The organism is Allobosea sp. 05T433, assembly GCF_056396065.1.
The window spans coordinates 1-23582 of sequence record NZ_JBFTKS010000018.1 but is presented as its reverse complement, the minus strand read 5'-3'; the positions used below and the strand labels follow the sequence as shown (position 1 = coordinate 23582).

General features: G+C 64.2%; 22 protein-coding genes, 2 tRNA genes and 1 pseudogene. 20 read left to right on the top strand and 5 right to left on the bottom strand.

Annotated elements, in window-relative coordinates; translation table 11 throughout:
• Positions 1-234 precede the first annotated feature (234 nt).
• From aspS to AC1DGP_RS22570, 4 genes are read left to right on the top strand one after another with little or no spacing between them, the layout of a single operon-like run.
• Entirely contained in the window at positions 235-2010 is a 1776-nt protein-coding gene (gene aspS / locus AC1DGP_RS22585; RefSeq protein WP_441505598.1) for an aspartate--tRNA ligase, read from the top strand.
• Between the two features lie 33 nt (positions 2011-2043).
• The gene (locus tag AC1DGP_RS22580) at positions 2044-2391 is read left to right on the top strand and encodes a hypothetical protein (protein WP_441505394.1); all 348 of its coding nucleotides are present in this window, start codon (positions 2044-2046) and stop codon (positions 2389-2391) included.
• Positions 2392-2403: 12 nt separating this feature from the next.
• The gene (locus tag AC1DGP_RS22575) at positions 2404-2706 is read left to right on the top strand and encodes a hypothetical protein (protein WP_441505395.1); all 303 of its coding nucleotides are present in this window, start codon (positions 2404-2406) and stop codon (positions 2704-2706) included.
• Between the two features lie 43 nt (positions 2707-2749).
• Positions 2750-3649, top strand: a complete 900-nt coding sequence (locus tag AC1DGP_RS22570) for a glycosyltransferase family 2 protein (protein WP_441505396.1) — start codon at positions 2750-2752, stop codon at positions 3647-3649.
• A 113-nt stretch (positions 3650-3762) separates the two neighbouring features.
• Here AC1DGP_RS22570 and AC1DGP_RS22565 read toward each other — a convergent pair whose 3' ends face one another.
• From AC1DGP_RS22565 to AC1DGP_RS22555, 3 genes are all read right to left on the bottom strand, one after another.
• Entirely contained in the window at positions 3763-4581 is an 819-nt protein-coding gene (locus AC1DGP_RS22565) for a class I SAM-dependent methyltransferase (RefSeq protein ID WP_441505397.1), read from the bottom strand.
• A 67-nt stretch (positions 4582-4648) separates the two neighbouring features.
• Positions 4649-5344, bottom strand: a complete 696-nt coding sequence (locus AC1DGP_RS22560) for a CatB-related O-acetyltransferase (protein WP_441490013.1) — start codon at positions 5342-5344, stop codon at positions 4649-4651.
• On the bottom strand, positions 5334-7175 hold the full coding sequence (locus AC1DGP_RS22555; protein WP_476775431.1) for a hypothetical protein: 1842 nt from the start codon (positions 7173-7175) through the stop codon (positions 5334-5336). The genes AC1DGP_RS22560 and AC1DGP_RS22555 overlap by 11 nt, the downstream gene beginning before the upstream one ends.
• Before the next feature lie 182 nt (positions 7176-7357).
• Between AC1DGP_RS22555 and AC1DGP_RS22550 the strand changes: the two genes are divergently transcribed.
• The 10 genes from AC1DGP_RS22550 to AC1DGP_RS22505 all read left to right on the top strand — a co-directional run bounded on the left by AC1DGP_RS22550 (position 7358) and on the right by AC1DGP_RS22505 (position 15033).
• A complete protein-coding gene (locus AC1DGP_RS22550) occupies positions 7358-7834 on the top strand; it encodes a DUF192 domain-containing protein (RefSeq protein WP_441490015.1) in 477 nt (158 codons plus the stop codon).
• A gap of 251 nt (positions 7835-8085) precedes the next feature.
• Complete coding sequence (locus AC1DGP_RS22545; protein ID WP_476775430.1) at positions 8086-8724, top strand: transglutaminase-like cysteine peptidase; 639 nt, start codon at positions 8086-8088, stop codon at positions 8722-8724.
• An 83-nt stretch (positions 8725-8807) separates the two neighbouring features.
• Positions 8808-9518, top strand: a complete 711-nt coding sequence (locus AC1DGP_RS22540) for a hypothetical protein (protein ID WP_476832538.1) — start codon at positions 8808-8810, stop codon at positions 9516-9518.
• Between the two features lie 1452 nt (positions 9519-10970).
• Positions 10971-11047, top strand: a tRNA-Pro gene (locus tag AC1DGP_RS22535).
• A 66-nt stretch (positions 11048-11113) separates the two neighbouring features.
• Positions 11114-11419, top strand: a complete 306-nt coding sequence (locus AC1DGP_RS22530; RefSeq protein ID WP_441490017.1) for an ETC complex I subunit — start codon at positions 11114-11116, stop codon at positions 11417-11419.
• 37 nt (positions 11420-11456) lie between these two features.
• Positions 11457-11533: transfer RNA gene (locus AC1DGP_RS22525), tRNA-Arg, on the top strand.
• A 66-nt stretch (positions 11534-11599) separates the two neighbouring features.
• Positions 11600-11815 (top strand): alkylphosphonate utilization protein, encoded by a 216-nt coding sequence (locus AC1DGP_RS22520; protein WP_441490018.1) that lies wholly within the window; start codon positions 11600-11602, stop codon positions 11813-11815.
• 371 nt (positions 11816-12186) lie between these two features.
• The gene (locus AC1DGP_RS22515) at positions 12187-13875 is read left to right on the top strand and encodes an ArnT family glycosyltransferase (RefSeq protein WP_441505475.1); all 1689 of its coding nucleotides are present in this window, start codon (positions 12187-12189) and stop codon (positions 13873-13875) included.
• A 64-nt stretch (positions 13876-13939) separates the two neighbouring features.
• On the top strand, positions 13940-14689 hold the full coding sequence (locus AC1DGP_RS22510) for a glycosyltransferase family 2 protein (protein WP_441505476.1): 750 nt from the start codon (positions 13940-13942) through the stop codon (positions 14687-14689).
• On the top strand, positions 14689-15033 hold the full coding sequence (locus AC1DGP_RS22505) for a lipid-A-disaccharide synthase N-terminal domain-containing protein (RefSeq protein WP_113519074.1): 345 nt from the start codon (positions 14689-14691) through the stop codon (positions 15031-15033). The genes AC1DGP_RS22510 and AC1DGP_RS22505 overlap by 1 nt, the downstream gene beginning before the upstream one ends.
• Before the next feature lie 46 nt (positions 15034-15079).
• Here AC1DGP_RS22505 and AC1DGP_RS22500 read toward each other — a convergent pair whose 3' ends face one another.
• Together AC1DGP_RS22500 and metC are read right to left on the bottom strand one after the other, a co-directional pair.
• Positions 15080-15802, bottom strand: a complete 723-nt coding sequence (locus AC1DGP_RS22500) for a transporter substrate-binding domain-containing protein (protein WP_441505477.1) — start codon at positions 15800-15802, stop codon at positions 15080-15082.
• 20 nt (positions 15803-15822) lie between these two features.
• Positions 15823-17013, bottom strand: a complete 1191-nt coding sequence (gene metC / locus AC1DGP_RS22495) for a cystathionine beta-lyase (RefSeq protein WP_441505478.1) — start codon at positions 17011-17013, stop codon at positions 15823-15825.
• A 274-nt stretch (positions 17014-17287) separates the two neighbouring features.
• Here metC and AC1DGP_RS22490 point away from each other — a divergent pair, with 274 nt between their 5' ends.
• The 6 genes and pseudogenes from AC1DGP_RS22490 to AC1DGP_RS22465 form a co-directional block, all read left to right on the top strand.
• The gene (locus AC1DGP_RS22490) at positions 17288-18301 is read left to right on the top strand and encodes an amino acid ABC transporter substrate-binding protein (protein WP_476832548.1); all 1014 of its coding nucleotides are present in this window, start codon (positions 17288-17290) and stop codon (positions 18299-18301) included.
• Between the two features lie 156 nt (positions 18302-18457).
• Entirely contained in the window at positions 18458-19480 is a 1023-nt protein-coding gene (locus AC1DGP_RS22485) for an amino acid ABC transporter substrate-binding protein (RefSeq protein WP_476832537.1), read from the top strand.
• Positions 19481-19639: 159 nt separating this feature from the next.
• A complete protein-coding gene (locus tag AC1DGP_RS22480; RefSeq protein WP_441505481.1) occupies positions 19640-20662 on the top strand; it encodes an amino acid ABC transporter substrate-binding protein in 1023 nt (340 codons plus the stop codon).
• Between the two features lie 135 nt (positions 20663-20797).
• The gene (locus tag AC1DGP_RS22475) at positions 20798-21991 is read left to right on the top strand and encodes an amino acid ABC transporter permease (protein ID WP_441490026.1); all 1194 of its coding nucleotides are present in this window, start codon (positions 20798-20800) and stop codon (positions 21989-21991) included.
• A gap of 10 nt (positions 21992-22001) precedes the next feature.
• Complete coding sequence (locus tag AC1DGP_RS22470) at positions 22002-23378, top strand: amino acid ABC transporter permease (RefSeq protein ID WP_441490027.1); 1377 nt, start codon at positions 22002-22004, stop codon at positions 23376-23378.
• 41 nt (positions 23379-23419) lie between these two features.
• Positions 23420-23582 (top strand): annotated as a pseudogene (locus tag AC1DGP_RS22465) (amino acid ABC transporter ATP-binding protein); the annotation flags it as partial.

The following is a 23582-nucleotide window of genomic DNA, read 5'->3' as shown; positions in this document are numbered from 1 at the left end:
TGTCCTTCGGGGCCCGGACAAGGTCATCTGCCTTGTCTACGTATTGAAACCTTCACACCATGGTGCGACGGCCTCTGCCGCCTCCTTGCGGCGAACAGCTGGAATGCCGGCTTCGCGCATCACGATTATCGCTGCCATTCTTGACAATCCGCGCGCCTGCGTGTGCTTACGCCGAAGGTTTCAGCTGGCCTTGCGCCGGCTCCTTCGCATTTCCGAGAGACGAGTCCCGTGACCTTGCATCGCTATCGCTCCCACACCTGCGGCGCCCTTCGCGAGAGCGATATCGGCAATCAGGTTCGCATTTCGGGCTGGTGCCACCGCATCCGCGACCATGGCGGTGTGCTCTTCATCGATCTGCGCGACCATTACGGCATGACCCAGGTCGTGATCGATCCGGACTCGCCGGCTTTCGCCGAAGCGGAGAAGATTCGGGCCGAGTGGGTCATCCGCATCGACGGCAAGGTCAAGGCTCGCCTCGAGGGGACCGGGAACGCCAATCTCGCGACCGGTGCGATCGAAGTCTTCGCCGCGGCGCTCGAAGTGCTGGGTCCTTCAGGCGAGCTGCCGCTGCCGGTGTTCGGCGATCTCGAATACCCCGAGGACACGCGCCTGAAATATCGCTTCCTCGACCTGCGTCGCGAGAAGCTGCACAACAACATCATGCTGCGTGGCAAGGTCATCGACTCGCTGCGCAACCGCATGAAGACCTCGGGCTTCTCGGAATTCCAGACGCCGATCCTGACCGCGTCCTCGCCGGAAGGCGCGCGCGACTTCCTGGTGCCGAGCCGGCTGCATCCCGGCCATTTCTACGCCCTGCCGCAGGCACCGCAGCAGTACAAGCAGCTGCTGATGATGGCGGGCTTCGACCGCTATTTCCAGATCGCGCCCTGTTTCCGCGACGAGGATCCGCGCGCCGACCGTCTGCCGGGCGAGTTCTACCAGCTCGACGTCGAGATGAGCTTCGTCACGCAGGAAGACGTCTTCCGCACCATGGAGCCGGTGATCGCCGGCGTTTTCGAGGAATTCGGCGGCGGCAAGTCGGTCACCAAGAACTGGCCGCGCATTCCCTATGCCGAGTCGATCCGCAAATACGGCTCGGACAAGCCTGATCTTCGCAACCCGCTCGAGATGCAGGATGTGTCGGAGCATTTCCGCAGTTCGGGTTTCAAGGTCTTCGCCCGCATCCTGGAAGACGAGAAGAACCAGGTCTGGGCGATTCCGGCACCGGGCGGCGGTTCGCGTGCCTTCTGCGACCGCATGAACTCCTGGGCTCAAGGCGAAGGCCAACCCGGCCTCGGCTACATCATGTGGCGCGAAGGCGCGGGTGCTGGCCCGATCGCCAACAATATCGGTCCGGAGCGGGTCGAGGCGATCCGCATCGCGCTTGGTCTGAAGGATGGCGACGCTGCCTTCTTCGCAGCGGGCAACCCCGACAAGTTCTACAAGTTCGCCGGCGCCGCCCGTAACAAGGTTGGCTCGGAGCTCGGCTTGATCGACGAGAACGCCTTCGCTTTCGCCTGGATCGTCGATTTCCCGATGTACGAGTACAACGAGGACGAGAAGCGGGTCGATTTCTCGCATAACCCGTTCTCGATGCCGCAAGGCGGGTTGGAGTCGCTGCAGAAGGACGATCCGCTGGCGATCAAGGCCTTCCAGTACGACATCGCTTGCAACGGCTACGAACTCGCCTCGGGCGGCATTCGCAATCACCGCCCTGAGGCGATGGTTAAGGCCTTCGAGATCGCCGGTTATGGCGAGGAGACGGTGATCGAGCGCTTTGGCGGCATGTACCGGGCCTTCCAGTATGGCGCGCCGCCGCATGGTGGCATGGCAGCGGGTATCGACCGCATCATCATGTTGCTCGCCGGCGCCAGCAACCTGCGCGAGGTCGCGCTGTTCCCGATGAACCAGCAAGCGGTCGATCTGCTGATGGGGGCGCCCTCCGAGGTCGGCCCGAAGCAGCTGCGCGAGCTCCATATCCGCCTGAACCTGCCTGAAAAGAACGGCTGACCCCCCGCCATGCCTGCCCCGACCGGAGCGCGCTTGTCCGCGCTCGCCTGCCTGCTCGCGCTGCCGCTAACCGCCTGTGTCACCGCTGCGCCCCACACAAGCTCGGGGCGGGCGGTGGAGCTTGCCAATCTGGTCTCGCGCTCGATCGCCTGCCGTGCTGGAGCACCACGCACCAGCACACTCGACCGCTTCCTCGACGCCGAGCGTGCCCGTGGCGCGACGCCGGAGCAGATCGCGGGAGCGCGCTCGACCTATGTCACCGTTTCGGAGGCGGCGACCATCAATCAGGATGTCCGGCCCGAAGCCTGCTCTGCGGAAGAACGCAGCTCCTTGAAGCCACGCATGGCGCGCGTCCGGGCCGGCGATTTCAGCGGGCTCTGAGCGCGATCAGCCATGCCCTTCGCCAGAGCCTTCCTCTGCAGCCTGCTTCTGCCTGCGCTTGCGGCCTGTACGACGACTGCCGGTCCAGTGCCCGGCACGGCGGAGTTTGCGGCCGTCAAAGTCTCGCGCGGCTATGATTGCGGTGTCGCCGTCGATCGCCGCCGTGTGATGGCGGGGCTTGCCCCGGCCGAGCGCGGACGTTTCGTCGTCGTCAATGCCAGCCTCGCGGTGAAGTCCTACAAGGCGCCGCGCCACTGCGATGCCGCCGAACGCAGCGCGGTTCAGCACGAGCTCGCCGGTCTCACACGGCGCTGAATTCTGCTTGCCTGCCGGGGGCGATCCCGGCCAGAAGGCAGGAATGCCGCCCGCGAACGAGTTGCTCCCGCTCCAAGAAACCGTCACCGCGGTCGTCGTCGCCTATGACAGCGCCGATGTCCTGCCGGCCTGCCTGGATGCGCTACGGCGCGAAGGCGTGCCTGCCATCGTCGTCGACAATGCCAGCAGTGACGATTCGGCCGCAATCGCGCGGGCGCATGGCGCAACGGTGATCGCGAGCCCCAGGAATGAAGGCTATGGCCGAGCCAACAATCTCGGCATCGCAGCCTGCCGCACTCCCTACGCGCTGATCGTCAATCCCGACCTCGTGCTGCAGCCGGGCGCCATGGCGGGGTTGCTGGCTGCCGCTGGGCGCTACCCCGATGCCGGGATGCTGGCTCCGCGCATTGTCGAGCCGTCAGGGCGCGTCTTCATCCAGCCGCGTTCGCTGCTGTCGCCGGCTCATCTCAATCATTCCGGCGCGGCAATTGTACCGGAGGGGGATGCCTGCCTGCCGTTTCTCTCGGGCGCCTGCCTCCTGCTCCGCTGCGAGGCCTTCGAAGCGCTGGGCGGTTTCGATCCGCGAATCTTCCTGTTCTACGAGGACGATGATCTTTGCCGCCGCATGAGGGACGCCGGGCATGCGCTCGTGCATGTGCACGATGCACAGGCGCATCACGCGCGCGGCCGTTCCAGCAAGCCCAGCCCCGGCCGCCGTTTCAACGCACGCTGGCATCTCGCCTGGTCGCACGCCTATATCTCGGCCAAATACGGGCAAGTCGGGCCGTCGTCCTTTGCGATTTGCGAAAACATCGCAAAGACAGTCGGTTACGCCTTGATCTTCAACCGCCTCAAGATGATGGCGCATGCCGGATCTGCCGCTGGCGCGCTGGATTGGCGGCGGGGACGGACGGCGCTCTCGCGGCAGGGCCTGGACGAATAGCTCGCGCGCCTTAGATCATCGGACCGGATATCGTATCCGGTTCGATGATCTCACCCTTTGTGTTTGCATCGGCTTTGCCCCGAAAACCGCAATCCACTTTTCGGGCCGATGCCTTAGAGGTGCAGGTCCTTCATGGGGGTGGTGATGATCCTGCGGATCTCGCGCAACTGCCTGAAGACGAGCCGTGCCTTGCGCAGCACATTGCTGTCGGCCGAGAGCAACTCGGCCTCACGTGCGGCAAAGGCGGCTTTGCCCTGCAGGGCAGGGATTGGGCTCAGCGGCAGCGGGGTGTTCGGCAAGGCCGAGAGATCGAGCTCAGTCAGAGCCGGCTCGGCTCCGCGAAGGCTCTTGCCGATCATGCTGCGCGCTACGTCGAGGCGGCTTGCGGCGGCATCCCGGACCGGCTTCTGCATCACGGCGCTGGAATCGCGCCACTGGATGCCCCTTCGATAGGCCGGAACCCATTGCACCTGAGCTTCGAGCAGGTTCAGCCCGGCATAGCGGGCCAGGGCAGGGAAGGCATCGTCGTAGAAGCGCCAGCAATCGACGGGGAAGCGGTGCCGCGGACCGCCGCCCGGTGAGGTGATGAACGCGAGTCCATTGCCCTTCAGCACGCGCGAAATCTCAAGGATGGTGATCCAGAAATACTCTGCATGCTCGAAGACCTCCGAGCAGGTCACGACATCGACCGAGCCGGTGGCGATCTCTTTCCAGTCATAGGGATCGGCCACCGCCACATCGACGTTCAGCCCCGGCTCGATGTCCATGCCGACAAGTTTCCAGGCCGGGTTCGACATGACGTCGCGGTTGGACAGGCTCTGTCCGTCGACAATGGCCGAGCCGACGTCGAGCACGGTCAGCGGCGAGGTCTCGACTGCGGAGAGATAGGCCTTGCGGAAGACCCGCGCCTTGTCGTTGGCAGAATCATGCATGGGGGCGGTCCGGCAATGGAGGGAGGCCGTATCGGAGGGGGAGCCTTCGATCCTGAACGGCGAACTATCAGGAAACGGCTCTCGGAGGCAAATCCTCGATCCTGTCGGACATCAAGACCGGGATCAGTCGTCTGATGTCGGCCTCGGGCCAGGCCCACCATTGGCTCGCCAGCAGGGTCGCGATCTTCTCCTCCGTCAGGCGGTGCCGCAGCAGCCGTGCCGGATTGCCGGCGACGACGCCATAGGGCGGAACATCCTTCGTGACGACGGCGCGGGCGCCGATGACGGCGCCATGACCGATGCGGACTCCGGAGAGGATCAGCGCTTGCGACCCGAGCCAGACATCATGGCCGATGACGACGTCGCCGCGCGAGACCTGATTGCCGGGATGGTGCTTCGCTTCGGGCCATAGCCGTGGGTAGTCGTGGAATGGGTAGGTCGTCGCCCATTCCGTGCGGTGGTTGCCGCCGAGCAGGATCTCGACCCCGTCTCCGACCGAGCCGTAGCGCCCGATGATCAGGCGCGCCCCGCTTCCGGCGAAGCGCACCTTCGGCCGCCCATAGGTGTAGCGTCCGACAACGATCTGCCCCGGGTGCCGAGCGATCAGGTTGGCCAGATACAACCGGGCCTGGTTGTCGGGGTTGAAGCGCCGGCGCAGAAAACTGCGCGGGCCCTGTGGCAGCCCGGCCCACCACGCTGCGATCGCGGAGGGCCGCCAGGACTCGTCTTCGGGAAGAAGCTCGACAGACCAGTTATTCGGCATTGGCCTTGAGGTCGATCTTGTCGAAGATCTCGGTCGGATCGGTGATCGTGATGACGTCGGCGAGGCCGAGACCCCCTGTCGCCTTCGCATTGGCCTGGACGGTCAGCGTGCCTGGCTTCGCCGCAAAGCGCGAGACCGCCGCGGTCAGGGTCTTGGCCGCGTCGGACGGGCCGAGGACCGCGGCAAGGCCGAGGCTGGCCATCATCGCATATTCGCGCCGCAGATCGTCGGGCTTGCGCTTGTTCTTGCGGGCCTCGTTCTCGATGAACTTCTCGAGCAGACCGAGATTCTTCAGCCTGGCATCCAGGCTGCGGGCTGTCGCGCCGAGTGCCGCAACCTGTGCGAGCGCGAGATCGCTGGAGAACAGGTCCTTGGTGACGTTACCGAGGGTACCCGAGGCCTCGAACTGTGCCATGCCGCCGCTCCCGAGCGAGAGCGTACGGATCGCAAGCTCGTTGCGTGCGGGGTCCCAGGCGAGGTCGAGCTTCGCGGAGAGGTCGAGGGCGCGGTAGCCCATGGCAATCAGATCCGCGGCCGCGGGATTGCCGGTTGCCTCGCTCACCGGAGCGGTGAGCTTGTCGATCGTCAAGGCAAGCTTGGTGGGGATGCCGTTGATCTGGTCGGCGGCAGCAATCTCGAAGGTACCGAGCCCGACGCGGATCGGGGCCTGCGCTGGCTGACCCGGCTTTGCCGTTTGCGGCACATCGACCGAGAGCCCGGCAAGCCGGATCGTGCCGAGTTTGGGGATCAGTTTGCGGAAATCGAGCGAATCGATCTCGGTTTCGGGCTTGGCCAGGACCTCCTTCAGGCCCTTGAACATGGGCGCGAGCGAAAAGCCGGAATAGCTGAGCGACTCGAACCCTGCCTTGGCGCCCGCACCCGCGAAAGAGAAACCTTCCACGGCGTAGCCGGACCTGGCCGGCGCATCTTCGCCATACGCCATCCTGGCGATTCTCACGTCCATGGCGACCGGCGCTTCGCCCGGATTCGGCGGAACGGAGAGTGCCATCACCATATCGCGAACCTCGCCGCTGCCATAGTCGATGGCATCGAACAGCGAGAACATGGAAAGCGCCATGCGCTTGTCGGCCTCGAGCCGGGCAGGGTCGCGCTCGGCCTTCGAGCTGAGCCCTGCCTTCTGGTCGGCCTCTGCCTGCGCGATGATCCGCGACAGGAGCTCTCCGACCGGCTCGTCTCCGACGCGCATCTTGAAATCGCGGCTGGTCGCCTTGCCGAGCGAGATCTTGCCGAGCTGGCCCAGATCGATCGCGTAGCCGTCCTGCTCGAAGCGGCCGAAGATCGGCTGCATGGCTTCTTCCACGCCGGGTTTGGCGCGCTCGCTCAGCACGCGTGCGAGATGGCGCATGTCGAACGCTTCGAAGCTGATGCGCTTGATCTCGCCCTTCATCGCGCCGGTCGGCCCACCGGTCGCGGATATCGCTCCGCCTCCCGCCGAGCCGCGGCCGATCTTGCCGTCGCGAATCTCACTGAAGCGGATGTCGCGGTACGTCGTGACCTGCCTTTGCGGCCCGAGAACCTGCTCGACCGTCAATTCGGGCGCACTGATTTCCGACGCGGTGAGGCGGCCCGTCCGGGCAACCGCGCTCTCGCCGGTGCTGCCATTGAACAACGAGACAAAAGCTTCGCGCTCGAGGCTGGAGCCCTTCACATCGACCTTCGGTATCGCGACGACGATCGCGCCAAGGTCCAGGCGGATATTGTCGATCTGGAAATCGGCTGCCCAGGACGGCTGCGCCAGAACGAGGATAAGGGCTGCGGCCGCCGTTATGCGCAGGCGGCGCATCGGGCTGCGAAGGGTCGACGTGATCATGACGGTCTCCAGATGGCGGCAGCGAACCTGCCGCAACGCAGCGAGGAAAGGAAGACGACTTGCTCTCGCGGACGCAGGAAAAACTTGACCGCCTCGCTGCGATCTTTCGTATCTGTCTCAGATCCGCCATCCGGCCTGTGCAGGAGCKGTGCGGGCGACGAATGCAATGGAGCTTAGAGACGATGCGGTCCGCCCGACGATTCCCTGCAGCCTGCCTTGCCTTGCTGCTTCTGGCTCTTGCCCCCGTCATGGCATTCGCGCAGCAGGCGGCTCCCGCGACCGGGCTGGAAACGCTTGCGATCGTCGGCAGCGGGCAGCGCCATGTCTTCCAGGTCGAGGTCATGCGCACGCCCGATCAGCGAGCGCGTGGCCTGATGCACCGCAATTACCTGCCGCCGGACCGCGGCATGCTGTTCGATTTCGGCCAGGTCGAGCCGGTCGCGATGTGGATGCAGAATACCTTCATCCCGCTCGACATGCTGTTTATCCGCGCTGATGGAACCGTCGTGCGTATCGCCGCGCAGACCGAGCCGCTCTCGACCCGTACGATACCCTCAGGCGAGCCGGTGCTCTCGGTCCTTGAGATCAATGGCGGCATCGCCGCCAAGCTCGGCATCAAGCCTGGCGACAAGGTGGAGCATCCGCTCTTCAAGCGGTGAGGCGGTTTTTCGCGCGCAGGGCAGCGTTGCGATCGTCCCTCGAAACCGGTCGGCCAGGCCTGTATTCCTCCTGCATTCCTGGTGAACGCGCGGGCCGTGACGGCCACCGCATGAAGGGCGTCGCGCCGTCGAAGCTCTGTGGATTGCGGAAGAAATCTGGCGGCGAATCACAGAATTGCCCACTTCCTTAATCAAAGGCGGTCATCCCGGATTTCATCCCCGCTACCCAGCACGCTTGCGAAGGACGGATCATGACGACACGTGCCGTGGTCGCAACGCTAGCGATGTGCGTTGCGCTGATCACCGGAGGCCGCCCGGATGACGCCCATGCCGAGCAGATCGCGGCCGCGACTCGGGGGCGCACCTCGCCACCAGCTGCGTTCCTCACCTTCTGCGCGAAGAATCCGGCGGAATGCGCACGATCGGGGCCTGTGGTGCGTAGCGTCTCGCTTTCTCCCCAGCGCCACGGTGAGCTGCAGGAAGTGAATGCGCATGTGAATGCGACCATTCAGGAGGTCTCCGACCTGGCGCATCATGGTCAGGAAGATGTCTGGAGCATACCGGCGGATGGTCGAGGCGATTGCGAAGATTTTGCGCTCCTGAAGCGCAAGCTGCTGATCCAGCGCGGTTGGCCGTCATCGGCGCTGCTGATGACGGTTGTCGGAACGCCCGAGGGGGAGGGCCATGCCGTGCTGACGGTGGTGACCGATTCGGGAGATTTCGTTCTGGACAACAAGAGATCGCGCATCCTGCTCTGGTCGCAAACAGGCTATGTCTTCTTTAGCCGGGTGGCGCAGGCCAATCCGCGCCAGTGGGAATCGATCGACGGCGGGAATGCGAGATTCACCGCAGCAACGCGACACGGGTTCCATCCTCAAGCCGGCCGTTAGCCGCCAGACAGCAAACGCCCCGGAGTGACTCGGGGCGTGTCTCGTTTCACATGCTCTGAAGACACTGGCGGTTACCGGCCACCGTGGTTGCCGCCATTGCCACCGCCTTGACCGCCGCCATTGCCGCCACCCTGGCCACCGCCATTGCCGCCACCCTGGMCACCGCCATTGCCGCCACCCTGGCCACCGCCATTGCCGCCACCGTGGCCGCCGCCATTGCCGCCACCCTGGCCACCGCCATTGCCGCCACCGTGGCCGCCGCCATTGCCGCCACCCTGGCCACCGCCATTGCCGCCACCCTGGCCACCGCCATTGCCGCCACCCTGGCCACCGCCATTGCCGCCACCGTGACCGCCGCCATTGCCGCCGCCGTGACCGCCGCCATTGCCGCCACCCTGGCCACCGCCATTGCCACCACCGTGACCGCCGCCATTGCCGCCACCCTGGCCACCGCCATTGCCACCGCCGTGACCGCCGCCATTGCCGCCACCATCGCCGCCGCCATTGCCACCGCCGTGGCCGCCACCATTGCCACCGCCGTGGCCGCCGCCATTGCCGCCACCGTGACCGCCGCCATTGCCACCGCCGTGGCCGCCACCATTGCCGCCGCCGTGGCCGCCRCCATTGCCRCCRCCGTGRCCGCCRCCATTGCCGCCACCGTGACCGCCGCCATTGCCACCGCCGTGGCCGCCACCATTGCCGCCGCCGTGACCRCCGCCATTGCCACCGCCGTGGCCGCCRCCATTGCCRCCRCCGTGACCRCCRCCATTGCCACCGCCGTGGCCGCCGCCTGAGCCACCGTTGCCACCGGAGCCACCGCTACCGCCGGAACCGCCACTGCCGCCGGAACGGCCGTCACCTCCGGAGCCGCCACCGCCGCCCGAACTGCCGCTCCCACCGGACCCAGCGCCCCCACCGGGCCCAGCGCCCCCACCGGATCCACCGCCTCCGCCGGACCCGCCGCCCGAACCCGAACCGCTGCTGTTGCTCGCTGTGCTGGCGCCGCCGCCAGCAGGATTTCCGCCTTCGCCGCCGTTGCCGTTACCGTTGCCTGCCGGATTTCCGGCGCTGCCGGGTGCTCCTGAAGACAGTGCTCCCGTTGTCAGCGGCGGGCACGCCCAGTACTCGCCGCCGTCCTGCTGGTAGAGGGCACATGCCTGATTGGGCGCGCGCGTCCGGCGACCGTTGGGGGTGACAGCGGTGTAATACTGAACGCCGCCAGGGGCAGCCCCCTGGAAGGCGGGCGCCCCGGTGCCGATCGCCGCCGTGGCGCGCGGTGGACAGGCCCACAAGGGTCCGCTGTCATATTCCTGAATGACACAGTCCCGACTCGGCGCCCGCGTTTTGCGCCCGTTGGCCGTGACCGCGTTGTAATACCGCACCCCGCCGGGACCGGGGAGGCTGGAAGCCGATCCGGATGTCGCAGCCGCACTGCTCGCGGACCAATCCAGGCCTACAGGTCCACTCATCCTGTTGCGGCCGGACGGATCGCACTGCCAGAGCCTCTGGCTTCCGATGAGTTTGCTTTCGCAGGAACGATAGGGCTGTTGCGTCGGAGTGCCGTCTATCGCGAGGCCTTCATAATATTCGGGAAGGCCACGAGCGGCAGGATTCTGTGCGTAGGATAATGTTGATGTTGTAGCAAGCAAGCCGGCAATCAGTATGCTGGATTTTAGATATTTCATAGCAATGCCTCCCGCCCAGGGAGGCATTAAGCCGCCAGGGCGCTAATTGGTTTTTCTTTGAAATGCGAAGTTCATCTTCAATATTTTTCGTGCTTTCTCATTTTTGAACATATCGAGATTTGTTGGTTTTGCTCAATTTGGCTTTTACGCTAGGTCGTTTCTCCTTAGGGGGGATTTGCCTACACCCCGCACGAGGCTCCCTCGTCATCCGAAAAGGTAGGCATTCCGGCCAGAGGGCTCGAAAGTGCAGCATCTCGCATTAGCCCGTTGCAGGAACGGCAGGGCGCGAAAGTGGTAGATTGCATCTGCGCGCAGGGTGTCGGCGCACGCGAAGGCGAACGAATTGAGTGTGCTTCGACGGCCGTACGGCCAATTTCGTCGTTCGGGCTCTGGGTTGCGCGAAGGCACGGCGGGAAATGCCTGACGAATTTGCCTGGGAATTTCATCGGAACTTACGGTTCCCATGGCGGCAGTTCGGTGCTATCTCGTTGCGCGTCGCATGTGGCCGTCGAGGAGCGTGTGCGATCGTTTCGTGAGTGATTTGATGCACTTGCAGACAGTCGGGGTATAGCGCAGCCCGGTAGCGCATCTGCTTTGGGAGCAGAGGGTCCCAGGTTCGAATCCTGGTGCCCCGACCATTCTCGAGATCGCCTGGCCCGCTGTCGCGGGCCAATGGAATGACGAGCTGACGGCCGAGCCAGAGCATGACCGCACGCATTTACCGCCCAGCCCGCAATGCCATGCAGTCCGGCACGGCAAAGACCGAGCGCTGGCTGCTGGAATTCGAGCCGGAGCAGCCGCGCCAGATCGAACCGCTGATGGGGTGGACATCCTCTGCCGATATGAAGAGCCAGGTGAAACTCTGGTTCGACACGGAGGATGAGGCAGTGGCCTATGCCACGCGCAACGGCATCGCCTATCGGGTGGAGCAGCCCCATGTGCCGAAGCGGCGCGGCATGGCCTATTCGGATAACTTCAAGTTCAATCGTGTCGGGCAGTGGACCCACTGACCAACCATTTGGCGCCTGACCGGGCGCTTTCGACTACGGGCCCGTAGCTCAGTTGGATAGAGCAGCAGCCTTCTAAGCTGCTGGTCGCAGGTTCGAATCCTGCCGGGCTCGCCACTTCTATCGATCGCAGTCGCGGGACGCGCTGAGATCCACCAAGAATCGCACAGACGGATTCCCGCGATGAGCGACGTGAAGGACAGCAACGGCAATGTCCTGAGGGACGGCGATTCCGTGACGCTGATCAAGGATCTCAAGGTGAAGGGGACCTCCGTCACCTTGAAACGCGGTACCCTGGTCAAGAACATCCGCCTGACCGGCAGCGAGGATGAGATCGAGTGCAACGCCGAGAAGGTGAAGGGACTTGTGCTCAGAACGGAATTCCTGAAGAAGGCCTGACGCTGGCCCGAAGGGTCCAACCTTCTCCCCCGAGTTTCGGAGCCGCCGGAATCGACGGCGCCTGCGCATCGTAGGTCGAAGATCATCCGGCCGAAAAGGACGAAGGCCGCGAGGACTGCGCCAGAGAAGCCTGGCCACGGATAATCCTCCTGCCTCGTCGTCGCGGTTGCGGCGCCCGCAAGGGATATCCTGCGTTTGGCTTGCAGGAGGGGAGGTGGCGTCGTAAACGGCGTGCGTCGCCGGGACGCGGGCCGTTTTGCCTTGATCGCGCCCGAAAGCCCCGCCATGCCGGCGGCGCCCTGGGTCGATACCTGGCCTTGCGACATTCATGCCTGCGATGAACGCGACCTGGCCGGTCGCGAGGATGGACAATGCTTTCGCTCCGGCCCGTGTTTGACCGCATCTCCGTTTTCGCATCGGCCAGCCATTGGCGCGCCTGCGTCTTCCTGCTTCTGCTCTCCCTCGCAGCCTTCCTGCCGGGATTCACGAGCCTCCAGCCGCTCGATCGCGACGAACCGCGCTTCGCCCAGGCGAGCAAACAGATGCTCGAGACCGGCGATTTCGTCGATATCCGCTTCCAGCAGGAGGCGCGGCACAAGAAGCCCGTCGGAATCTATTGGCTGCAGAGCGCGGCTGTGACCGCCGGCGAGGCGCTGGGTGTCCAGGACCCTCGTCATCAGATCTGGCTCTATCGCGTGCCGTCGCTGATCGGCGCGGTTGCCACGGTGCTGCTGACCTATTGGGCGCTGCTCGCCTTCTTCAGCCCGGGCGTGGCGCTGCTCGGCGGGGCTCTGATGGCCGCTGCTGTGCTGCTCGGCGTCGAAGCCCGGATCGCCAAGACCGATGCGGTGCTCGCAGCCTGCGCGGTGGCGACGATGGGGGCATTGGCGCGCGCCTGGCTGGATTGGACCCGCTCGCTCGCCTTCGTGCCGGACCGCCGCAACTGGCTGGTTTTCTGGGGCGCGACAGCGATTGCCCTGCTGATCAAGGGGCCGATCGTGCCGATGGTCTGGGGACTCGCCACGATCGTGCTATGCATCCGCGAGCGCTCCTGGCGTTGGTTCTCATCGTTGCGCCCGTCCTGGGGGCTGCTGCTTTGCCTGCTCGTCGTGCTGCCCTGGTTCGTGGCGATCGCCTGGAAGACCGGCGGCAGTTTCTTCACGGCCAGCGTCGGCAACGATATGTTGGGCAAGGTCGCGGAGGGCCAGGAGAAGCACTGGGGTCCGCCCGGGCTCTATCTGCTGATCTTCTTCGGCACCTATTGGCCGGCGGCTGCTTTCGCCGCGATGGCGATCCCCTTTGCCTGGGTGCGTCGCCGCGAGCCGCAGATCATCTTCCTGCTGGCCTGGATCGTGCCGTCCTGGATCGTCTTCGAGGCGGTGCCGACCAAGCTGCCGCATTACGTGCTGCCGCTCTATCCGGCGGTCACGACGCTGCTGCTTCTGGCGATGGTCAATGGCGGCATCGATCGCCTTCGGCGTGGCGCGACCGCGACCGCCGCGCTGGTCCTGCTGGTCCCGACGGCGCTTGTCGGCGTGATCATCTATGCCAACTGGACGCTGGATCGCACCGTACCCTATCTCGCACTTCCAGTTTTCGCGCTGGCGCTGTTCGTGGCCTGGCGCGTCGTCATGGCGTTCCGGCAGGGCGACCTGGAGGGTGCGCTCTGGCGCTGCGTCCTGGCGAGCCTCCTGCTCTCGATCGGCGTCTACGGCTTTGCGATCGAGAGCCTGCGTTCGCTCAAGCTCTCGCCCCGTCTGGCGGAAGCCGTCCGGGCGGTCGGCTGTGCCGATCCCGCAGTGATGACCGTGGGTTATCGCGAGCCGAGCCTCGTCTTCCTGACCGGGACCGATCTTGCCATGGGGCCGAATGGTGCGGCGGCCGCTGCCTTCCTGAAGGAGCCCGGCTGCCGGATCGCGCTCGTCGAAAAACGCTTCGAAGCGGAGTTCCATGCCGGCGTCGCCGCCGCCGGGATCACGCCACGTCTCGTCACCTCGATTCCCGGCTTCAATCTCAATGGCGGCAAGCGGCTCGAGATGGCCGTGTTCGCGCGACAGTGAAACCTGCTTGCCCTGTTTGCGCGCTTGACGCAGTTTGCGCGCCGTTTTCCCGGATGAAGCTTTCGTGACCGAGACACAACCCATCACCTTGCCGCAACTCAGCGTTGTCGTGCCCGTTCGCAACGAAGTCGGCAATGTCGGGCCGCTGCTGGCCGATATCGAGGCGGCCTGCCAAACGCTCGGCGCCTTCGAGGTGATCTATGTCAATGACGGCTCGACCGATGGCACGGCGGCCGCGCTGCGCGAGCTCGGCACGACGCGCCCCTGGCTGCGTGCGATCCGCCACGAACAATCCTGCGGGCAGAGCGCGGCTGTGCGTACCGGTGTCCGCCACGCCCGGGCGCCGGTCGTGGTGACGCTCGACGGTGACGGCCAGAACGATCCGGCCTTCATCCCGGCGATGGTGCAGGCCCTGCACAAGGCCGGATTGCAGGCCGGGCTCGTCCAGGGCCAGCGTGTCGGACGCAAGGATACCGGCTTCAAGAAATGGCAGTCGCGCATTGCCAATGGCGTCCGCGGCCGCATTCTCAAGGACGGCACCCGCGACACGGGCTGCGGGCTGAAATGCTTCCGCCGTGAAGCCTATCTCGCCTTGCCCTATTTCGATGCGCTGCACCGGTTCATGCCGGCCCTGATGGTGCGGGAGGGCTACCAGGTCACGCATGTCGACGTACGCGATCGCCCGCGCCTGACCGGTGTCTCCAATTATGGCTTCTTCGACCGGCTCTGGGTCGGTATTCTTGATCTCGCCGGCGTCTGGTGGCTGATCCGCCGTCGCAAGCGCGTGCCGCAGATCGTGCCGGAGACGCTCTGATGCTGATCGACCTCCAGCAAATGATCGGCGAATATTTTCACGACGTCTTCGTGAACAATATCGACTGGTGGGTTCTGCTTGGCGTCGTGGCGCAGGCGCTCTTCACCATGCGCTTCGTGGTGCAATGGCTGGCGAGCGAGAAGGCCAAGCGGTCGGTCGTGCCGATGACCTTCTGGTGGTTCTCGATCGGCGGCGGAGCCCTGCTGCTGGTCTATGCGCTTTACCGCCGTGACCCGGTCTTCATTCTCGGGCAGGGCTTCGGCCTGTTCGTCTATTGCCGCAACCTGCAATTCGTCCTGCGCGCCAGGGCGAGGGGCGAGGATACCAACGCCGGTCCGGGCTAAAGCACGTCCTGACCACTGGATTGCGGCTTGCGGGAAAGCCGCTGAGCTAACCGACTTCGAAATCGCTGGCCGCGAAGCCGTATCGCGCCATCATGGCGCGGTGCCAATCGCTGCCGATCAGCCCGTCGAGAGCCTGATCGAACCGGGTCCGCAGATCCGCCTGCGATCTGGCGAAGGCAAAGGCGCCCTTTGCGGGTTCTCTGTCCTTCGCTTCGGCGGCCACGGGCACGATGGCAAGGGAGGCATCGGGGGTGTGACCGAGGAAGCCACGATGCGCCATGGCGACGCTGGCATAGGCCTCGGCACCTCGATCCCTGACCATCTGCACGGCGTCTTCCTGCGTCGCGACGCGCAAGACGCGGTTTCGCGGAATGCCGGCCGCGAGGCCCGACTGCTCCTGGACCTGGTCGGCCACCACAACGAGGCGGGCGCTTCCATCCTGCGCCAGCGCCTCGTAACTGCAGAAGCGATCTTCATCACCGTGCCTGACGAGGAGTCCGTCGCTCAGCGCCCAGACTGGCCGGCTGAAATCGACGCTTCTCTTCCGCTCCGGCGTGACGAAGAGCGGCGTGGTGATGGTCCAGCGCCCATCGACAAGGCCTGGCAGCAACTCGGAGAAGCTGGTCAGGCGCATCTCGACCGAGACAATGCCGATCTCCCGCAAGGTCTCGGTCATCAACTCGACATCGCTGCCGAGCGCGCGGCCATCGGGGCCGGGCCAGCAGAAGGGAGGCTCATCGAGATAGGCGAAAATGATCGCCTCTCGCATCGCCGCTCCGGCCTTTGGAATCACACCGCTGCCCGGAGGCGGGCAAAGCCGGCATCAAGATCGTCCTTGAGATCTTCGAGATCCTCCAGTCCGATATGGAAGCGGATGGTCGGCCCCTTGAAATCAGGCTCCGTTGCCGTGCGATAGCCCTTGCAGTCGAAGGGGAGGGCAAGGCTTTCATAGCCGCCCCAGGAGGCCCCCATCCCGAACAGGGTAAGTCCGTCGAGCATCGCGCCGACAGCCTTCTGCGCCACCGGCTTCAACTCGATCGCGAACAGGGAGGAGGCGCCGGTGAAATCGCGCTTCCACAGATCGTGGCCGGGATCGTTCGGCAGGGCAGGGTGCATCACGCGCGCCACCTCGGGACGGGCGGCGAACCAATTGGCCATCTCGATACCGGCGGGCATCTGCTCCTTCAGGCGGATATGCATCGTGCGGATGCCGCGCAGCGTGAGGAAAGCATCCTCGGGCGCGATGATGACGCCGAGCAGTTCCCAGGTCTCGCGCAACTGCCTGTAGAGTTCGGGGGTACGTGCCGAGATCGTGCCGATCAGCACGTCGGAATGGCCGGCGTAATACTTCGTGCCGGCCTGAACCGAGAGATCGACCCCGTATTTATGCGAATCGAAGAACAGCGGCGTCGCCCAGGTGTTGTCCATCAGCACCAGGATGTCGCTGGCATGGGCGGCCGCGACGATGGCCGGAATGTCCTGCATCTCGAAGGTCTGTGAGCCCGGAGCCTCGGTCCAGACCGCCCTGGTATTCGGTTTGAACAGCTTTGCGATGTCGGCGCCGGCCGCCGGGTCGTAATAGGTGACCTCGACGCCCATGCGCGGCAGGACCTTGTCGCAGAAATGACGCGTCGGCCGATAGACGCTGTCAGTGACCAGGAAGTGATCGCCGGACGACAGGGTCGCGAGCATGGGCAGGGTGCAGGCGAGCAGACCTGACGGGCAAACGACGGTTCCCGCACCGCCTTCCATGGTGTTGAGCGCCGCGATCAGCGCATCGATCGTCGGATTCCCTTGCGTGCCATAGGTGTAGCGGGCCTTGCGCGCCAGGAAATCCTCCATGTTCGGGTAGATTACCGTCGAGCCGCGCACGATCGGCGGATTGACGAAACCGTAGCTGTCGGCGGGATCCCGGCCGGCAAGGGCGAGGCGGGTCTTTTCGCGAAGCTGCGCGAACGCAGATGGAGACAGTTTTTTCATGGAGCCGGCGCTGGAGGGAGGTCCCGATCGAGGCAGTCAGGCTTGACCACATTTTGAAAGTCGCATGTGATGCAAGGGGTGGATAGATGCGTTCCAGGAAAGGGTCCCTTGCTTGACGCACATGCGCTGCTCTGGCAATCGACGCAGGGGAACGTCGCTCAATATATGGGCAACAAGTGGGGCGCGCACTCCCACTGGCGACGCAACTGAAGACTGCCCGCTGGCTGCGGCCAGCCGGGAGACCTCAACGGGAGAGAGTTCGATGGAAAAGTTCATGGCAGTTGCGATCGCGGGGCTGGGCCTCGCGATGACCGCTACGGTGGCAACGGCCCAGGCGCCCGCAACGCTGGCGCAGGTCAAGTCCCGCGGCATCCTCAACTGCGGCTCGAATACCGGTCTTGCTGGCTTCGGCGTGCCGGACGCTCAGGGCAACTGGCAAGGCCTCGATGTCGATTACTGCCGCGCGATCTCGTCGGCGATCTTCAACGACCCGACAAAGGTCAAGTTCATTCCGCTGTCTGCCAAGGACCGTTTCACGGCCCTGCAGTCCGGCGAAGTCGATGTGCTCGTGCGCAACTCGACCTGGACGATGTCGCGCGACACCGCGCTCGGCCTGCTTTTCACCGGCGTGAACTATTACGACGGCCAGGGCTTCATGGTCCGCAAGAAGCTCGGCGTCACCTCGGCTCTTCAGCTCTCCGGCGCGTCGGTCTGCACCCAGCAGGGCACCACGACCGAACTCAACCTCGCGGACTTCTTCCGCGCCAACAACCTGAAGTATGAAGTCGTCGCCTTCGCCTCCTCGGACGAGACGGTCAAGGCCTATGACGCTGGCCGCTGCGATGCGTTCACCACGGATGCGTCGKGCCTCTATGCCGAGCGCCTGAAGCTGACTGCGCCCGATGATCACATGGTTCTGCCTGAGATCATCTCCAAGGAGCCGCTTGGACCGGCAACCCGCAACACCGACGCCCAATGGTTCAATCTGGTGAAGTGGGTGCATTTCGCCATGCTGAACGCGGAAGAGCTCGGCGTGACCAAGGCGAATGTCGACGAGATGCTGAAGTCCTCCAACCCGGAGATCAAGCGTCTGCTCGGAACCGAGGGCAAGTTCGGCGAAGGCATCGGCCTGACCCCCGACTGGGCCTACCGGATCGTCAAGCAGGTCGGCAATTACGGCGAATCCTTCGAGAAGAACGTCGGCCAGGGTTCGCTCCTCAAGATCGCCCGCGGCCAGAACGGTCTCTGGACCAAGGGCGGCCTGCAATACGCTCCGCCGGTTCGCTGAACGCAGCTAGACATGTGGGCCTCGGCATCAGCCGAGGCCCCCTCTAAACCGCCGTCCATGCCATGAAGCCTGCGACAAACGGCATAATATCTGGCTCCCAGCCGACAAGATGATCGAGAGCGGGACGAACCTGCTTCGGAACTTGGGAGTACACAGATGAAACGGACCGTAACTGCGGTTGTAGCCACAGGCCTCATGCTCTGCGCGGCGGGCGCCGCCCAGGCGCAAACCACCACCTTGGCGCAGGTCAAGAACCGCGGGCAGCTGAATTGCGGCGTCAGCCCGGGCTTGGCTGGTTTCGGTGTCCCGGACGCTCAGGGGAAATGGACAGGCCTGGACGTCGATCTGTGCCGGGCGATCGCCGCGGCGATCTTCAACGATCCGAGCAAAGTCAAATACGTGCCGCTCTCGTCAAAGGACCGGTTCACGGCCCTGCAGGCAGGCGAGGTTGACCTGCTTTCACGGACCAGCACCTGGACGATGTCTCGGGATACCGCGCTTGGCCTGAGCTTTTCGACGGTGAACTACTATGACGGACAGGCTTTCATGGTCCGCAAGAAGCTCGGCGTCGATTCGGCGCTGAAGCTGGGCGGCGCCTCGATCTGCACCCAGCAGGGCACCACGACCGAACTGAATCTGGCGGATTTCTTTCGCATCAACAACATGAAGTACGAGGTGGTGGCCTTCAACACAGGGGATGAGACGATCAAGGCCTACGAGGCCGGTCGCTGCGACGCTTTCAGCGACGATTCCTCGGCTCTCTATGCGCAACGGCTGAAATTCGAGGCGCCGGATGACCATATCGTGCTTCCGGAGATCATCTCGAAGGAGCCATTGGKCCCGGTCGTTCGGAGCAGCGACACGCAATGGTTCAACCTGGTGAAATGGAGTCATTTCGCCATGCTCAATGCGGAGGAACTCGGTATCACCAAAGCCAATGCCGATGAGCAGCTGAAATCGACCAATCCGGAGGTTCGGCGGTTGCTCGGTGTCGAGGGCAAGTTTGGAGAAGCGATCGGCCTCAGCCCGGATTGGGCCTATCGGATCGTCAAGCAGGTCGGCAACTATGGCGAGTCCTTTGAGGCGAATGTCGGATCAGGATCGATCCTGAAAATCGCCCGCGGAAAGAATGCGTTGTGGACCAAGGGCGGACTGCAATACGCTCCTCCGGTGCGTTGAACAAAAGACTAGGCGGGGGCATTCTTGCCTCCGCTTCATTGACCGATGCCGAAGACGGAGGCGCGCTGAAAGGACGTACGGTCGGGCCCAAAAATCTGGTCCGAGACTTGCAAGGTTCGAGAACGGGAAAAACCCGTTCCGGCAACAGGGGAAATAAGAATGAACAGGTTTGTCAGTGCAGCGCTCGCCGTTGCAGCAACCGGTGCTTTCGCGGGCGGAGCGCAGGCCCAAACGGGGCTGCTGGCTCAGGTGAAGAGCCGGGGGCAATTGATCTGCGGTGTCGGCCCGGGCCTTGCGGGTTTCGGTATCCCCGATGCTCAGGGCAATTGGAGCGGCCTCGACGTCGATCTCTGTCGCGCCATTTCGGCTGCGGTCTTCAATGATCCGGCCAAGGTCAAATTCATCCCGCTTTCGTCGAAGGACCGCTTCACTGCCCTGCAGTCCGGCGAGGTCGACCTGCTCTCGCGCAACACGACCTGGACCATGTCGCGCGACACGTCGCTCGGCCTGAACTTCGCTGGCGTGAACTACTATGACGGGCAGGGCTTCATGGTCCGCAAGAAGCTCGGGATCGATTCAGCCCTGAAGTTGGCGGGCGCCTCCGTCTGCACCCAGCAGGGCACGACGACGGAACTCAATCTCGCGGACTTCTTCCGCGCCAACAAACTGAAATACGAAGTCGTCGCCTTTGCGAGCGCCGACGAGACGATCAAGGCCTATGAATCGGGTCGCTGCGACGCCTTCACGACCGATGCGTCCGGGCTCTATGCCGAGCGCCTGAAGCTCGGCGTCCCGACCGACCATATCGTCCTGCCGGAGATCATCTCCAAGGAACCGCTCGGTCCCGTCGTGCGCCACGGCGACGACGCCTGGCTCGATATCGTCAAATGGACCCATTTCGCCATGCTGAACGCCGAGGAACTCGGTGTGACCAAGTCCAATCTCGATGAGATGCTGAAATCCGAGAACCCGGAGATCAAGCGCCTGCTCGGCACCGAGGGCAAATTCGGGGAGGCTGTCGGCCTGAGCAACGACTGGGTCGTCCGCATCGTCAAGCACGTCGGAAATTACGGTGAGTCCTTCGAACGGAACGTCGGCGCCAACTCGCTGTTGAAGATCGCTCGCGGCCAGAACGCGCTCTGGACCAAGGGCGGCCTGCAATACGCGCCGCCGATCCGCTGATATTCGCGCTGCGCGGCGACCGCCGCGCAGCGCTCGCTACCGCCGAACGGCACGGACAAAAAGACGGCTGGCGATGCTCGATGCGGGCATTGCCGGACCACCGGCCGCCACCCAAGAACAAGAAGGGCGTGACACGTGACGACCATACCGACGGAGCCGGTCCAACCGGGCAAGGCCTCACTGCTCTACGATCCGAAGATTCGAGGCTATGTCTATCAGCTTGCCCTCTTGGCCGTCGTCGGGTTCCTCATCTACTCGGCCGCCTCCAATGCCATCGAGAACCTCCGGGCGCAGAAGATCGCCTCGGGCTTCGGCTTCTGGCACAATGCCGCCGGCTTCGACGTCAACCAGAAGCTGATCCCGTTCAGCGCCTCGGGCTCGACCTATGGCCAGGCCTTCTGGGTCGGCCTGCTGAACACCTTGCTCGTCGCCTCGATCGGTATCGTGCTGGCGACCTTCCTCGGCTTCTTCGTCGGTGTGGCGCGCCTGTCCAGCAACTGGATCCTCGCCAAGATCGCCATGGTCTATGTCGAGGTCATCCGGAACCTGCCGCTGCTGCTGCAGCTGTTCTTCTGGTACAACGCAGTGCTCAAGCCGCTGCCGAACCCACGCCAGTCGATCGCGCTTCCGGCCGGCATCCTGCTGAATAACCGCGGCCTCTATCTGCCCGATCCGCAACTCGAGCCTGGCGGCAGCCTGATCGTCCTGACCTTCCTGCTCGGGATCGTGGCGGCGATCACCTTCCGTTACTGGGCCCGCAAGCAGCAGACGGCAACCGGCAAGCAGTATCCGATCGGCTGGGTCGCTCTCGGCCTCGTCGTTGTGCTGCCCTTCTTCGTCTATCTGCTGATGGGCCGGCCGATCACCTTCATCTATCCCGAGCTCGCCGGTTTCAACCTGCGCGGCGGCATCCAGATCTTCCCGGAATTCGTGGCCTTGCTGATCGGCCTCACCACTTATACCGCGGGCTTCATCGCCGAAGTCGTGCGCGCGGGTATTCTCGCCGTCTCCAAGGGACAGTCGGAAGCAGCCCATGCGCTCGGCCTGCGGCCTGGGCCGACGCTGAAGCTCGTCGTGATCCCGCAGGCGATGCGCGTGATCATTCCGCCGCTGACCTCGAACTACCTGAATCTGACGAAGAATTCTTCGCTGGCGGTCGCCATCGGCTATCCCGATCTCGTCCAGGTCTTCACCGGCACGGTGCTGAACCAGACGGGGCAGGCGGTCGAGGTCGTCGCCATCACCATGGCGGTTTATTTGACGATCTCTCTCGTCACCTCGCTGTTCATGAATATCTACAACAAGCGCATGGCGCTGGTGGAACGGTGAGGGCGCCCCGATGACCGATGCAACCACCGAGAACTCCGCCTTCTTCATCCGTCGCGAAACCTTGCCGCAGGAAGCAGCTCCGCTATCCGTGGCAGGCCCGCTTGCCTGGGTCCGGGCCAACCTCTTCTCCGGACCCGTCAACACGATTCTGACGCTGGTCTGTGCCTATATCGTCGTCACGAGCCTGCCGGAGATTATCCGTTTCTACTTCCTCGATGCGGTCTGGACGGGCTCAAACCGCGATGCCTGCCTTGCCGAGAAGGTCGGCCGGCCGGTCGGCGCCTGCTGGGCATATGTGGCCGACCGCTTCCAGTATTTCGTCTACGGCTCCTATCCGGTCAGCCAGCGCTGGCGCGTCAACATCGTCTTTGCGATGTTCGCGCTCGGCGTCGTCTGGCTGCTCTGGAACAACGCCCCCCTGAAGAAGCTCGGCGCCTTCTTCTTCTTCGTGCTGTTGCCGATCAGTGCCTATGTCTTGCTGCTCGGCGGTCCCGGTGCGCTCAATTTATTGCGCTACCTGATCATCGCCACGGTCGCGCTGGCGGCGGTGTACATGGTGTTGTCCTTCGTGCCTTCGCTGGCGCGCTTCCACACCGGAGCCGGACAGCTCGCAGTCGAACATGAGCTGCCGCCCTGGAAGCGTTTCTATCGGCCCAAGCGCCTGATCCTGATGGCTCTTGTCGCCTTTGGCCTGATCGCCATTCTGGACCAGAGCGTCGGCCTGCCTCGGGTCGATACCGGCCTCTGGGGCGGGATGACGGTGACCTTCCTGATCGCGGCGGTCGGCATCGTCTTTTCGCTGCCGCTCGGTGTCGTGCTGGCGCTCGGACGGCGCTCCCGCCTGCCGATCATCCAGCTGCTCTCGGTGATCTTCATCGAGTTCGTGCGCGGCGTGCCGTTGATCACGGTGCTGTTCATGGCCAACACGATGCTGCCGCTCTTCGTGCCGCAGGAATGGTCGCCCGACCGCTTGCTGCGCCCGCTGGTCGGTGTTGCCCTCTTTGCGGCGGCCTATATGGCCGAAGTCATTCGCGGCGGCCTGCAGGCCATCCCGAAGGGCCAGTACGAAGGGGCGATGTCGCTCGGCCTCGGCTACTGGAACATGATGCGCCTGATCATCCTGCCGCAGGCGTTGCGCATCGTGATTCCAGGCATCGTCAACACCTTCATCGGGCTGTTCAAGGATACGACGCTGGTCACCATCGTCGGCATCTTCGACTTCCTGCGGACCATCGAGGCGACCCTGGTCGATCCGACCTGGGCGACGCCGACGACACGCGCGACGGGCTATGCTTTCGCCGCGATTTTCTATTTCCTGTGCTGCTGGGGCATGTCGCGCTATTCGATCTCGGTCGAACGCCGTCTTGCTGCCGGCCAAAGACGTTGAGGGAGACCAAGAACATGGCAATGGCAGAGAGCAACATCTCGATGCGTCCGGCGGCGCTGAAGCAGACCTCCCTGAACACGGATACGGCCGTGGAGATGATCGGGGTCAACAAGTGGTATGGCGAGTTCCATGTGCTGCGCGACATCAACCTGAAGGTGGCGCGCGGCGAGAAGCTGGTGATCTGCGGCCCCTCAGGCTCGGGCA

Bases quoted from the DNA above. Each gene is read 5' to 3' on its own strand.
- AC1DGP_RS22500 (WP_441505477.1), bottom strand. From the start codon at position 15,802: ATGCGAGAGGCGATCATTTTCGCCTATCTCGATGAGCCTCCCTTCTGC.
- AC1DGP_RS22560 (WP_441490013.1), bottom strand. From the start codon at position 5,344: ATGCCGAATAACTGGTCTGTCGAGCTTCTTCCCGAAGACGAGTCCTGG.
- AC1DGP_RS22480 (WP_441505481.1), top strand. From the start codon at position 19,640: ATGAACAGGTTTGTCAGTGCAGCGCTCGCCGTTGCAGCAACCGGTGCT.
- AC1DGP_RS22570 (WP_441505396.1), top strand. From the start codon at position 2,750: ATGCCGCCCGCGAACGAGTTGCTCCCGCTCCAAGAAACCGTCACCGCG.
- AC1DGP_RS22530 (WP_441490017.1), top strand. From the start codon at position 11,114: ATGACCGCACGCATTTACCGCCCAGCCCGCAATGCCATGCAGTCCGGC.
- AC1DGP_RS22505 (WP_113519074.1), top strand. From the start codon at position 14,689: ATGCTGATCGACCTCCAGCAAATGATCGGCGAATATTTTCACGACGTC.
- metC (WP_441505478.1), bottom strand. From the start codon at position 17,013: ATGAAAAAACTGTCTCCATCTGCGTTCGCGCAGCTTCGCGAAAAGACC.
- AC1DGP_RS22550 (WP_441490015.1), top strand. From the start codon at position 7,358: ATGCGGTCCGCCCGACGATTCCCTGCAGCCTGCCTTGCCTTGCTGCTT.
- AC1DGP_RS22575 (WP_441505395.1), top strand. From the start codon at position 2,404: ATGCCCTTCGCCAGAGCCTTCCTCTGCAGCCTGCTTCTGCCTGCGCTT.
- AC1DGP_RS22520 (WP_441490018.1), top strand. From the start codon at position 11,600: ATGAGCGACGTGAAGGACAGCAACGGCAATGTCCTGAGGGACGGCGAT.
- AC1DGP_RS22515 (WP_441505475.1), top strand. From the start codon at position 12,187: ATGCTTTCGCTCCGGCCCGTGTTTGACCGCATCTCCGTTTTCGCATCG.
- AC1DGP_RS22545 (WP_476775430.1), top strand. From the start codon at position 8,086: ATGACGACACGTGCCGTGGTCGCAACGCTAGCGATGTGCGTTGCGCTG.
- AC1DGP_RS22565 (WP_441505397.1), bottom strand. From the start codon at position 4,581: ATGCATGATTCTGCCAACGACAAGGCGCGGGTCTTCCGCAAGGCCTAT.
- AC1DGP_RS22555 (WP_476775431.1), bottom strand. From the start codon at position 7,175: ATGATCACGTCGACCCTTCGCAGCCCGATGCGCCGCCTGCGCATAACG.
- AC1DGP_RS22470 (WP_441490027.1), top strand. From the start codon at position 22,002: ATGACCGATGCAACCACCGAGAACTCCGCCTTCTTCATCCGTCGCGAA.